General features: G+C 56.5%; 11 protein-coding genes. 5 read left to right on the top strand and 6 right to left on the bottom strand.

Going from position 1 to position 12119, the window contains the following annotated elements:
• Positions 1 to 20 precede the first annotated feature (20 nt).
• Positions 21 to 935 carry a LysR family transcriptional regulator gene (locus N6P30_RS00740; RefSeq protein ID WP_023292303.1) on the top strand — a complete coding sequence of 305 codons (915 nt, stop codon included), beginning with the start codon at positions 21 to 23 and terminating at the stop codon, positions 933 to 935.
• Between the two features lie 304 nt (positions 936 to 1239).
• Positions 1240 to 2736: an L-asparagine permease gene (ansP, locus tag N6P30_RS00735; RefSeq protein WP_008501774.1), complete on the top strand. Its 1497-nt coding sequence runs from the start codon at positions 1240 to 1242 to the stop codon at positions 2734 to 2736.
• A 93-nt stretch (positions 2737 to 2829) separates the two neighbouring features.
• Here the strand turns inward: ansP and N6P30_RS00730 are convergent, their stop codons facing one another.
• The gene (locus N6P30_RS00730; protein WP_023292302.1) at positions 2830 to 3891 is read right to left on the bottom strand and encodes a YncE family protein; all 1062 of its coding nucleotides are present in this window, start codon (positions 3889 to 3891) and stop codon (positions 2830 to 2832) included.
• A 241-nt stretch (positions 3892 to 4132) separates the two neighbouring features.
• Here N6P30_RS00730 and pqqU point away from each other — a divergent pair, with 241 nt between their 5' ends.
• Positions 4133 to 6247: a TonB-dependent receptor PqqU gene (gene pqqU / locus N6P30_RS00725; protein WP_023292301.1), complete on the top strand. Its 2115-nt coding sequence runs from the start codon at positions 4133 to 4135 to the stop codon at positions 6245 to 6247.
• Positions 6248 to 6366: 119 nt separating this feature from the next.
• Here pqqU and N6P30_RS00720 read toward each other — a convergent pair whose 3' ends face one another.
• The 3 genes from N6P30_RS00720 to N6P30_RS00710 all read right to left on the bottom strand — a co-directional run bounded on the left by N6P30_RS00720 (position 6367) and on the right by N6P30_RS00710 (position 8972).
• Complete coding sequence (locus tag N6P30_RS00720) at positions 6367 to 7035, bottom strand: GntR family transcriptional regulator (RefSeq protein ID WP_023292300.1); 669 nt, start codon at positions 7033 to 7035, stop codon at positions 6367 to 6369.
• A 255-nt stretch (positions 7036 to 7290) separates the two neighbouring features.
• On the bottom strand, positions 7291 to 8331 hold the full coding sequence (locus N6P30_RS00715) for an NADP-dependent oxidoreductase (RefSeq protein ID WP_021240240.1): 1041 nt from the start codon (positions 8329 to 8331) through the stop codon (positions 7291 to 7293).
• Positions 8332 to 8396: 65 nt separating this feature from the next.
• Positions 8397 to 8972, bottom strand: coding sequence for a helix-turn-helix domain-containing protein (locus N6P30_RS00710; protein ID WP_008501301.1), 576 nt, complete (start codon positions 8970 to 8972; stop codon positions 8397 to 8399).
• Between the two features lie 148 nt (positions 8973 to 9120).
• Here N6P30_RS00710 and N6P30_RS00705 point away from each other — a divergent pair, with 148 nt between their 5' ends.
• Together N6P30_RS00705 and N6P30_RS00700 are read left to right on the top strand one after the other, a co-directional pair.
• Positions 9121 to 9639 carry a GNAT family N-acetyltransferase gene (locus N6P30_RS00705; RefSeq protein ID WP_023292298.1) on the top strand — a complete coding sequence of 173 codons (519 nt, stop codon included), beginning with the start codon at positions 9121 to 9123 and terminating at the stop codon, positions 9637 to 9639.
• The gene (locus N6P30_RS00700; RefSeq protein ID WP_023292297.1) at positions 9636 to 10085 is read left to right on the top strand and encodes a DMT family transporter; all 450 of its coding nucleotides are present in this window, start codon (positions 9636 to 9638) and stop codon (positions 10083 to 10085) included. Before N6P30_RS00705 ends, N6P30_RS00700 begins: the two co-directional genes overlap by 4 nt.
• A gap of 3 nt (positions 10086 to 10088) precedes the next feature.
• On the opposite strand, the gene N6P30_RS00695 is transcribed toward N6P30_RS00700, so the two are convergent.
• Together N6P30_RS00695 and N6P30_RS00690 are read right to left on the bottom strand one after the other, a co-directional pair.
• Entirely contained in the window at positions 10089 to 10322 is a 234-nt protein-coding gene (locus N6P30_RS00695) for a YdcY family protein (RefSeq protein ID WP_023292296.1), read from the bottom strand.
• A 100-nt stretch (positions 10323 to 10422) separates the two neighbouring features.
• Positions 10423 to 12021, bottom strand: coding sequence for an ABC transporter substrate-binding protein (locus N6P30_RS00690; RefSeq protein WP_023292295.1), 1599 nt, complete (start codon positions 12019 to 12021; stop codon positions 10423 to 10425).
• Positions 12022 to 12119: the final 98 nt, after the last annotated feature.

Here is a 12119-nt window from a genome sequence, read left to right as displayed (position 1 = left end):
AACTCATAAATAGAACCGCGATGCTAAAAGATAATTTCAACGATCTGCTCTCCTTTATGGTGGTGGCCCGCGAGCGCAGCTTTACGCGCGCAGCGGCGCAGCTGGGCGTCTCGCAATCGGCACTGAGCCATGCGATGCGCAAGCTTGAAGCACGATTAGACGTTCGCCTGTTAACCCGCACAACCCGCAGCGTGGTTCCGACACCCGCGGGTGAGCAGCTTTTTTCGCGCCTCAGCCCGCATCTGCTGGAGATCGAACAGGAACTCACGGCGCTTCGCAGCAGCCGCGACAAACCCGCAGGCGCTATCCGCATCGTCGCCGGCGAGCACGCGATGGACGCCGTCCTCTGGCCGGTACTGAAGGCTTTTATGCTGCAATATCCTGACATTAACGTCGAAGTGACGGTCGACAATGGCCTGACAGATATCGTCGATGGCCGCTTCGACGCGGGGGTTCGCCTGGGTGAACAGGTGGCAAAAGACATGATTGCGGTGCGGATTGCGCCGGACATGCGCATGGCGGTCGTCGGCTCCCCGGATTACCTGGCTCGTTTTGGCGTGCCGCTCGTGCCGGAGCAGCTGGGTGAACACCGCTGTATCAATCTCCGCCTGCCCACCCGAGGGGGATTGTATGACTGGGAATTTGAGCGCGACGGGCGCGAGCTTCGCGTGCGGGTTGACGGACAGCTTACGCTCAATAACCTGTCGCAGCGCATCGACGCCGCGGAGAATGGTCTCGGATTAGCCTACGTGCCCGAGTCCTCGGTTCTGGACGCTCTGAATCAGGGACGGCTGATCAGGGTCCTTGAATCGTGGTGCCCCACGTTTGAAGGATACCACCTCTATTATCCGAGCCGTCGGCAGCACACAACCGCGTTCAGGTTACTTCTCGATGCCCTGCAGCAGCAAAAATTTATACCATCTGGTAATAATTAAGAGAATCTGATGATTAAATAATCAACCCCGCCATTGTTTTGACTAAAAAATCATCACGTTTCAGCGTGTTGTGATCCCCGTCTGCTCTGACCACACGATTTCCTTCGACGTGCATCACTTTCGGCACGGTTATATTTTGCGTCGCTTATGAATTGCAGGTAGGATGCCTCGCCATGTTTCGCCTTATCCATACGCAGAATGACTGGGAAGGCGACATGTGTTTGCGCAGAAGCAATCGTTTGTATTGCGCTCTGCCAGGCAGGACTATCACGATAATGGTTCAGACAGGCAAACAGGTAACTCAATGAAAACAAGCAATAAAAGCGCAGCCGATCATCACGCTGCTAAACGTCGCTGGTTGAACTCCCACGAAGAGGGCTACCACAAAGCGATGGGCAACCGTCAGGTTCAAATGATCGCCATCGGCGGCGCTATCGGAACGGGTCTGTTTTTAGGTGCGGGTGCACGTCTGCAGATGGCTGGCCCGGCTCTCGCCCTGGTCTATCTGGTGTGCGGGATCTTCTCTTTCTTCATTCTCCGCGCGCTGGGCGAGCTGGTACTGCATCGCCCTTCCAGCGGCAGCTTCGTCTCTTACGCCCGTGAATTCCTCGGTGAAAAAGCCGCTTACGTCGCGGGCTGGATGTACTTCGTCAACTGGGCGATGACCGGTATCGTCGACATCACCGCCGTTGCGCTGTATATGCACTACTGGGGCGCGTTTGGCGATGTGCCGCAGTGGGTCTTTGCGCTTGGCGCCCTGGCGATTGTCGGCACCATGAACATGATCGGCGTGAAGTGGTTCGCGGAGATGGAGTTCTGGTTTGCGCTGGTTAAAGTGCTGGCCATCGTGGTGTTCCTGGTCGTGGGTACCGTCTTCCTCGGCAGCGGTAAGCCGCTGGATGGCAATGCCACCGGCTTCCACCTGATAACCGATAACGGCGGATTCTTCCCGCACGGTCTGCTGCCTGCGCTGGTGCTGGTTCAGGGCGTCGTGTTCGCCTTCGCCTCCATCGAGCTGGTGGGCACCGCAGCAGGTGAATGTAAAGATCCGCAGACGATGGTACCAAAAGCCATCAACAGCGTGATCTGGCGTATCGGTCTGTTCTACGTCGGTTCCGTGGTGCTGCTGGTGCTGCTGCTGCCGTGGAACGCCTATCAGGCGGGTCAGAGTCCATTCGTCACCTTCTTCTCGAAGCTGGGCGTGCCGTACGTGGGCAGCATCATGAACATCGTGGTCCTGACCGCAGCGCTCTCCAGCCTGAACTCCGGTCTTTACTCTACCGGCCGTATCCTGCGCTCCATGTCGATGGGCGGTTCCGCACCGAAGTTCATGTCCAAGATGAGCAAGCAGCACGTGCCGTACGCCGGTATTCTGGCGACGCTGGTGGTCTATGTCTTCGGCGTGTTCCTGAACTATCTGGTGCCGTCTCAGGTATTCGAAATCGTTCTGAACGTGGCGGCACTGGGGATTATCGCGTCCTGGGGCTTTATCGTGGTCTGCCAGATGCGTCTGCGCAAGGCGATTAAAGAAGGAAAAGCCGCTGACGTCAGCTTTAAGCTGCCTGGCGCGCCGGTGACCTCCTGGCTCACCCTGCTCTTCCTGTTCAGCGTGCTGGTGCTGATGGCCTTCGACTACCCGAACGGCACCTACACCATCGCGACCATTCCGCTGCTGGCCGTGCTGCTGATTGCGGGCTGGTTCGGCGTGCGTAAACGCGTTCATGAAATTCACAGCACCGCGCCGGTTCATCCTGACGATGAAAAACACGACGCCCCGCTGGTAGAAGAGACCTCGCGTTAATAAAAAAGCCGGGTGGCGGCTTCGCCTTACCCGGCCTACATTTCATGGTTTTGTAGGCCCGGTAAGCGGCAGCGCCACCGGGCAAATCCCATCTTACAGCGCGATACGCATCACATCGTCAGGCTGGGTAGCTTCCTGCTGGCGGGTGGATTTCTGTTTCACCGTCACGTACAGGGTTTTGCCATCCGCAGAGAGCGCCAGACTGTTCGGGTAGACCGGCGTGTCGAAGGTTTTCGTCACCTTATACGATTTCGCGTCAATCACGCTCACCTTGCCGGCTTCACGGTGCGTCACGTAGGCTTCATTGCGGGTCGGGTTAAACAGGACCGCCAGGGATGCCGGCGCGGCGATTTTCTCGATCACGCTACCGTCTTTCAGGCTCACCACCAGCACTTCCGGCTGTTTTGAATCGGTCAGGAACGCGCGCTGACCGGCAGTGTCGAGGCTCAGGTTCAGGTAGAAGTGCTCTTTCCCGTCATCCTGCACCTTTTTACGGGCAATAATTTTATTGCTGGCCGTATCAATCGTCACCAGTTCGCCGTCCGCATTCGTGGTGTACAGACGTTTCGCCTGCGCATCCAGCGCCAGGCCGGTGCTGTAGGTGCCTGTATTGGCAATGGTTTCTTTCAGCTTCAGCGTGGCGCCATCCACGACCCAAATCACGCTCTCTTTACCGACACCGGTGATGTAAATCGTGTTGCTCGCGTCATCTGCCACCAGCTGGCGCGGCTGCAGCGGTTTGACGGTTTCGCTGCGCTGACGCCCGTCCAGCACCAGCCGCCCTTTTACGTCACCCGTTTTTGCATCAATCGCGGTTACCGCGCCGTTGATCGTATTGCCGAACCACAGCGTCTGAGTCGCCTTGTCAAAGGTGGCACCAAAGGGTTTCAGATCGCTATGGATTGCCTGCGTCACGTCCAGCGTGACCGGATCAAGACGGTAGACAACCCCGCCCTTGTCGGTTTTACGGCTTTGCGAGGTGGCCACCCACAGCGCATTCTCCTGCTGGCTCACGGCCATTTCATACGCCCCTTTGCCCACCGCTTTACGCAGTACCTCTTCGGCGGCATGCACCTGGAACGTCCCGGCAAGCAGTAAAGTGGCAGACAGCAGCGACAGGCTCAGACGCGGCGAGCACAGTTGACGTAAAGACATATCAATTCCTTTTCTGAAAAGTGGGGTTGGGCTGACATCACTTCCGGCAGACAACGTCATGGCATTGTCTTTTGATAATGAGAATAGTAATCATTAATGGGTTAAATGTGGAGTTTTTCTTTCCCGCTTCGCCTTCCATTAACGCAATGTGCGGTTATAGTTTTCAAAACTTTTACAAAACCTTTAACATATATGGACATGTTCCATTTGGTTCGTTTATACACCACAACCGGTTTTATTCATGAAAATCATTTCTGCCCGTAAGGCTTCTCTCCCGCTGCTGCTGGTTCCTGTTATTTTTGCGCCGCTCACCGCCGTGAGCGCAGAGGAACAGACCATGATCGTCAGCGCCACGCCGCAAACCGTATCGGAGCTCGATACTCCGGCCGCGGTCAGCGTCGTCAATGGCGACGATATGCGCCAGGCCGCGCCCCGCATTAACCTGTCTGAATCCCTTGGTAGCGTACCCGGGCTGCAAATTCAGAACCGTCAAAACTACGCCCAGGATCTCCAGCTTTCGATGCGCGGATTTGGCGCCCGCTCAACCTTCGGGGTGCGCGGTATCCGTATGTACGTCGATGGTATTCCAGCCACCATGCCGGACGGACAGGGTCAGACCTCCAACATCGACCTTTCCAGCGTGGAGAGCGTTGAAGTGCTGCGCGGTCCCTTCTCTGCCCTGTACGGCAACGCCTCTGGCGGCGTAATCAACATCAACACCCAAACCGGGCAGCAGCCGCCAACCATTGAAGCCAGCAGCTATTACGGCAGTTACGGGACCTGGCGCTATGGCATGAAAGCCACCGGCGCGATGGGTGACGGCACCCACGCCGGGGACGTGGATTACACCGTCTCCACCACCCGCTTCACCACCAAAGGCTACCGCGACCACAGCGGCGCGCGGAAAAATCTCGCTAACGCCAAACTGGGTGTACGCATTGACGACGCCAGCAAGCTGACGCTGATTTTCAACAGCGTGGACATGAAGGCCAACGATCCGGGTGGACTGAATTACCAGGAGTGGCGTGACAACCCGCGTCAGTCGCCGCGCGGCGATCAGTACAACACCCGTAAGACCATCAAGCAGACCCAGGCCGGCCTGCGCTACGATCGCCAGCTCAGCGCTCAGGACGACCTGAGCGTGATGATGTACGCCGGCGAGCGTGAAATGACGCAGTATCAGTCGATTCCGTATCAGCCGCAGCTAAAAGCCACTCACTCCGGCGGGGTGATTGATATGCAGCGCCACTATCAGGGCGTGGATACCCGCTGGACACACCGCGGCGAGCTGCTGGTTCCGGTGACCTTCACCACCGGTCTGAACTACGAAAACATGAGCGAAGACCGTCGCGGATACGAGAACTTCGTGATGCGCAACGGCGTGCCGGACTACGGCGTCAAAGGCGATAAACGTCGTGACGAACGCAACCTGATGTGGAACGTCGATCCTTATCTGCAAACGAGCTGGCAGCTGACGCAGAAACTCTCTGTCGACGCGGGTGTCCGCTACAGTTCGGTCTGGTTTGATTCCAACGACCACTACGTTACGCCGGGCAACGGCGATGACAGCGGTGACGCGAGCTACCACAAGTGGCTCCCGGCGGGCGCCGTGAAGTATGCGGTGACGGATGCGTGGAACCTCTACGCTGCCGCAGGGCGTGGCTTTGAAACGCCAACCATCAACGAGCTCTCCTATCGCGCCGATAACCAGGGCGGTCTGAATATTGGCCTGAAGCCGTCCACGAATAATACGTATGAAGTGGGCAGCAAAACCCGCATCGGCAACGGCCTGCTGACGGCGGCGCTGTTCCGCACCGACACGGATGACGAGATCGTGGTGGATTCCAGTTCCGGCGGCCGTACAACCTATAAAAATGCCGGGAAAACCCGTCGTCAGGGTGTCGAAGTTTCCCTGGATCAGCAGTTCGCGGAGAACTGGAAGCTGAAGATGGCCTGGACGTACCTGGATGCCACCTACCGGACTAACGTCTGCAGCGACGCAGACTGTAACGGTAACCGTATGCCGGGGATTGCGCGCAACATGGGCTTCGCCTCGTTTGGCTGGCAGCCGGAGGAAGGCTGGTATGCGGGGACAGACGTGCGTTACATGAGCGATATCATGGCCGACGACGAAAACACCGCGAAAGCGCCGTCCTATACGGTAGTCGGGCTGAATACCGGGTATAAATTTAACTACGGCAACTGGGGAATGGACGTCTTTGGCCGCGTCGATAACCTGTTCGACAAAGAGTACGCGGGCTCGGTAATTGTCAACGAGTCCAACGGTCGTTATTACGAGCCTGCACCAGGCCGAAACTATGGCGTCGGGCTGTCGGTCTCTTATCGCTTCGAGTAAGCAAAAAGAAAAGTTTATTTTATAAATGAAATAACCCTCCTGATGGCATTAAGCCATCAGGAGTTATTCACCAGATAAATAATTAGCGGCGGTATATAGTCGCTCTAATAAATAATCTCTCAGTTAAAATATTGTCGCTGTAAAAGAGAATCTGCTTCATCAATCAACTTATCAATCGCCTTCTGGCTCGCATCAACATCTCTCCGCTCAAGGGCCGAAAGAAGCTCGTCATAGTGATACGTTGCCGTTTTGATGTCGTTAAGTTCGTGATGCAGGTAGTTCATGCAGGGCCCGATGCGGACCCATAGCTGTTCAATTAAGGCATTAAGCGTAGGCATTTCCGCATACTGATAAAGCGTAAACCTGAAGATACGATTCGCATGCAATGCCTGCTGAACGTTTCCATTGCGCATGGCATCATGGAAAGCCTCTGACATTTTGCGCAACGCCTCCAGCTTGCCGTCTGACATCTTCTGGCATGCTGCGGCGACCGCCATTGGCTCAAGCTGTTTTCTGATGGCGTTAATCTCGTTATAACGCTCCAGCGTCACTTCAGGGACCAGGAATGCCTGTGCGGGCGTGGCGTGAAGCGCGCCTGAGGAGACCAGGCGCAACAGCGCTTCGCGGACCGGCGTAATACTGGTGCCTAATTTATCAGCAATCTCTTTCGTAATCAGTCGTGCTCCTGGTTTGAGAGAGCCTGTAATTAACGCCCCTTTCAAACTGTGTTCAACCTGCATGGTAAGGCTAACCCTTTGGGCTTTTTCTAAGTGATCCAAATCAAGCATGTGGAATTCCTGTAGCTAAAACTTAATGCTATTTTTAAACGCCAGTTTTAATAAAACGGCGCCGGTACGATATATCCTGTATCGTCATGCCTGGTGGTGGGAAGTACAAAAAACAGCAAAAAAAGTAAACGTCATTTTTTTTATCGTTTTCGGGCTCATCGGGGATGATGGCGCGAAAAGTCATGTCCAGTAATTAAAGACAATATATCGTATCTTCACAAATAAATATGGCGGGAAACCCCGCCATATTGCGCTTTATTTATTGTCACTCGCGACGCGAATCACGACTTTGCCGAAGTTTCGTCCTTCCAGCAGGCCAATGAGCGCCTCGGGGGCGTTTTCCAGCCCGTCCGTGACCTGTTCGCGATAGTGGATTTTTCCCTCCTGCACCCAGCGCCCCATCTCTTCCTGGAACTCATGGATGCGATGTCCATAGTCCTGGCCGATGATAAAGCCCTGCATCCGAATGCGTTTCTTGAGAAGGGTCGCCATCAGAAGCGGCAGGCGGTCTGGCCCGTCAGGCAAGCCCGTCGCGTTGTAGCCGCTCACCAGGCCACACACCGGCACGCGCGCGGAGGTGTTGAGCAGGGGCAGCACGGCGTCAAACACTTTCCCGCCGACGTTTTCATAGTAGACATCAATGCCGTTCGGGCAGGCCTGCTTGAGCTGGTCGGCAAAATCCGCGGCGTGGTGATCCAGACACTCGTCAAACCCGAGCACCTCAACGGCATGGCGGCATTTCTCTGCGCCACCGGCGACGCCGACCACCCGGCAACCTTTGATTTTGCCGATCTGTCCAACCGTCGCGCCAACCGGGCCGGTCGCCGCCGCCACCACCAGCGTTTCACCCGCTTTCGGTTGCCCGATATCCAGCAGCCCCATATAGGCGGTAAAGCCCGGCATACCCAGTACGCCCAGCGACCAGGAAGGATGAGACGGATTTTCGCCCAGCTTCACCAGGCCGCTGCCGTCTGAAAGTTCATACTCCTGCCAGCCGCTGTAGCCCAGCACCCATTCACCGGCTTTGTAGTCGGGATGGTTTGACTGTTCAACGCGGCTGACCGTTCCCCCCACCATCACCGCACCGAGCTCAACCGGCGGTGAATAGGATGGCGCGTCGCTCATGCGACCCCGCATATAAGGATCCAGCGACAGCCAGACGGTACGAAGCAAAAGCTGCCCCGCCCCTGGTTCCGGAACAGGCTGCGTTTCCAGACGAAAATTTTCCGCGACCGGTGCGCCCTGTGGACGAGAGGCCAGCACCCAGCGGCGGTTATGCGAAACAGAGTGATTCATCAGGATCTCCTTCTGGTACAAATGTCATTACAGCCTGGCTCACGTTCGGCGTTATCGCATTAGCATTACGAGCCAGACTGATTGAGGCGTACAACCAGATAGATGCAGGTTTCATTCGTCTCGTTGATGAACCGGCAGTCATTAGGCGGCCCCAGCTCCAGACAGTCTCCGGCGTGCATCTCGTGGCGGGTGTCGCCCTCCTGAAACACCAGTTCACCGGACTGCAGCCAGATAAGCTGACGCGCCAGCGCGTAAGAAGAGGCCGGCATCGGAACATCGCTGCCCGCAGGCAGTTCCACCTGAACAAGGTCGATGGGCAGATCGGTACGGGGAGAAACATGGCGGCGGAGGTAGTGCGTCTGCGGGTCGCGCCAGACGGGCTGATTTGCCAGGCGCAGCAGCTTGCCCTCCTGCATTTCGGCCCGGGCAATCAGCGTTGACATGCTGATGCCAAACGCGCCCGACAGGCGGGCAAGCAAGGTGGCTGTCGGGCTACTGTCCCCGCGCTCGATTTTATGGATCATGGCGCGGGAGACGCCTGCCCGGTCCGCCAGCTCGCTCAGGGACCACCCGCGAGACTCGCGTTCAAGGCGAATTCTTGCGCTAATCCGTTGATTCATTGTGTCTGTTATGGTGTTCATGACGTCATACTATAGTGTATGAACGGCAATTCAATGGGCTTTTGATAACAAAAAAATATGGCTTATGCCGTAGCGATCGGGCGATACAGTTGTGTAATATCGTAGCGATAACGTAATACTATAGTGAACAACACACAGAGGCTTCATCATGATCGTTCGTCATGCCTGCAAAGAAGACTGCGCTGCGATAGGCGAGATTTACAACCACGCGGTGCTGCACACTGCCGCGATCTGGAACGATAAAACCGTCGATACCGATAACCGAATCGCCTGGTTTGAGGCGCGCTCGCTTGCGGGCTACCCGGTTCTGGTGAGCGAGGAAGACGGCGTAATCACCGGCTACGCCTCTTTCGGCGACTGGCGCGCCTTTGACGGCTTCCGTCATACGGTTGAGCACTCGGTCTACGTCCACCCGGCCCATCAGGGCAAAGGGATTGGCCGCACGCTGATGAAGGCGCTGATTAACGAGGCCCGCGCCATCGGTAAACACGTGATGGTGGCCGGGATTGAAGCGCAAAACCATGCCTCGATTCATCTCCATGAAACGCTCGGCTTTGTGACGACCGGACAAATGCCGCAGGTGGGAACCAAGTTTGGCCGCTGGCTGGACTTAACCTTTATGCAGCTGCAGCTGGACGAGCGCAGCGACCCGGACGCGATCCCATGAATCAGTCACTGACGCTGGCGTTTCTGGTGGCGGCGGGCATTGGCCTGGTGGTGCAAAACACCCTGATGGTGCGTATCACCCAGTCCTCCTCCACCATTCTTATCGCGATGCTGCTGAATTCGCTGGTCGGCATCGTGCTGTTTGTCAGCATTCTGCTGCTGAAACAGGGCGTCGCCGGGTTCAGCGAGCTCGCCGCAACGGTGCGCTGGTGGACGCTTATCCCGGGGCTGCTGGGGTCGTTTTTTGTGTTTGCCAGCATCAGCGGCTATCAGAACGTTGGCGCGGCGACGACCATCGCCGTGCTGGTGGCAAGCCAGCTGATTGGCGGGCTGGTGCTGGACGTGCTGAGGAGCCAGGGCATCCCGCTGCGCGCCCTGATCGGCCCGGTGTGCGGCGCGGTGATGCTGGTGGTCGGGGCCTGGCTGGTGGCGCGACGCCAGTTTTGATGGTTACAGTATGGTGCCGCCTTTCGTCAGCTGTTCCTCACGCGCGTCCATCTCCTCTTTATGCTGCTTACCGTGGTGCGAAATCGCGGTGCGCAGACGCTGCTGCTGAGTGTAGCGCTCTTCACGGCTCAGCTCCGCATCATCGCTTAATTCAATCAGCAGTTCGTTCATGTGGGTAATCACGCTCTCTTCGATGGCGGCATCGACGCGGGCGATAACTTCGTTTAAATGTGACATTGTCACTCCTCGTTATGTGCCCGGTGGCGCTACGCTTACCGGGCCTACAGGTGCCAAATGTAGGCCGGGTAAGGCGGAGCCGCCACCCGGCTAAAAAGGCTTAGTTCAGCTTCGCTTTTGAGAAATCGCTGCCCATCAGGCTTACGCTGTACCCGCTCACGTTGCTGCGGGTCGCGTAGAACGTTTTCCCGTTTGCGAGCGCAATCCACGGCGCCTGCTGATAGAAAATCTCCTGCGCCTGGCCATAAAGCTTCGCGCGCTCGGCCGGGCTGCTGGTCAGCTTCGCTTTTTGTACGAGGGCATCATACCCCTTATCGCACCAGCGCGCGGCGTTTGAGCCGGTTTTAATGCTGTTGCAGCCGAGCAGCACGTCGGCAAAGTTGTCCGGGTCGCCGTTGTCGGACATCCAGCCAAACAGCGCGGAGTCATGCTCGCCTTTACGCATTCCGGAGAGATATTCGCCCCACTCGTAGGAGACAATTTTGGCCTTCACGCCGACTTTCGCCCAGTCGCTCTGGAGCATCTCCGCGATACGACGCGAATTCGGGTTATACGGACGCTGCACCGGCATTGACCACAGCGTGACTTCCGCGCCCTTCTCCAGACCCGCCTGCTTCAGCAGGGCTTTCGCTTTTTCAGGATCGTAGCTGTAGTCCTTCAGGTCTTTATTGAAGCCCAGCATATTTGGCGGGATCGGCGATTTTGCCACCGTGCCCGATCCCATAAAGACCGCATTAACGATGGCCTTCTTGTCGGTCGCGTAGTTGAGCGCCTGACGCACCAGCACGTTATCAAACGGTTTTTTCTCGGTGTTAAACACCAGATAACCGACGTTCAGCGCATCGACGGCGTGCAGCGTCAGGTCTTTGTTGTTCTTGATGGCGTCAAACTGTACCGGGGATGGCGCAGGAACGATCTGGCACTCGTTGGTCTGCAGCTTCGCCAGGCGGGTTTCCACGTTTGGCGTAATGGAGAAGATGAGATGCTTCGTCGGCACCTCGCCTTCCCAGTAGTTCGGGTTCGCGACGTAGCGGATCAGCGAATCCACTTTGTACTGCTGCAGCACGTAAGGCCCGGTACCAATCGGCCAGGTGTCAACGTTTTCAGGCGTGCCTTTTTTCAGCATCGCGTCGGCGTATTCCGCGGAGAGAATCGAGGCGAAATCCATCCCCCAGTCGGCCAGAAACGCGGCGTTGGGTTCACTCAGGGTGAACTGAACGTGGTAATCATCGACCTTTTTAACGTCCTGGATCAGCTTATCGAGACCCACATCGTTAAAGTATTCGTAGTTGCCCTGCGACACGTTGTGGTACGGGTGTTTAGGGTCTTTCTGGCGCATGACCGAGAAAATAACATCATCGGCATTAAAATCGCGCGTCGGTTTGAAGTATTTGTTGCTGTTGAACTTCACCCCTTTACGCAGGGTAAAGGTATAGGTCTTGCCGTCCGGGGAGATTGTCCAGGACTCCGCCAGCGACGGCACCGGAGTATTTTTCACCGGGTCGAAATTGATCAGGCGGTTATACAGCACCTGAGAGCTGGCCACAAAAGACGGGCCAGAGCTGGCGATTTGTGGGTTGAAGGACTCGGGGGAGGCTTCTGAACAGTAAATAAGGGTGTCGTTGTTTGCCGCCCATGCGGCACCGGCTGGTAACAGCGCGCTCAGCGCAAGGGCGAGCAGTGTTTTCCCTGTAGACATGGTTATAACCCTGACAGTTTTATTATATAGGACAGTAATAACAGCACAGGCGTTTTGACCTGGCAAATAACGAAACACTATCAGGTTATTCTAAAGCC

This window comes from Enterobacter sp. PL1 (assembly GCF_945957325.1).
GTDB lineage: Bacteria > Pseudomonadota > Gammaproteobacteria > Enterobacterales > Enterobacteriaceae > Enterobacter > Enterobacter roggenkampii.
This window is presented reverse-complemented; position numbering and strand designations above follow the sequence as displayed.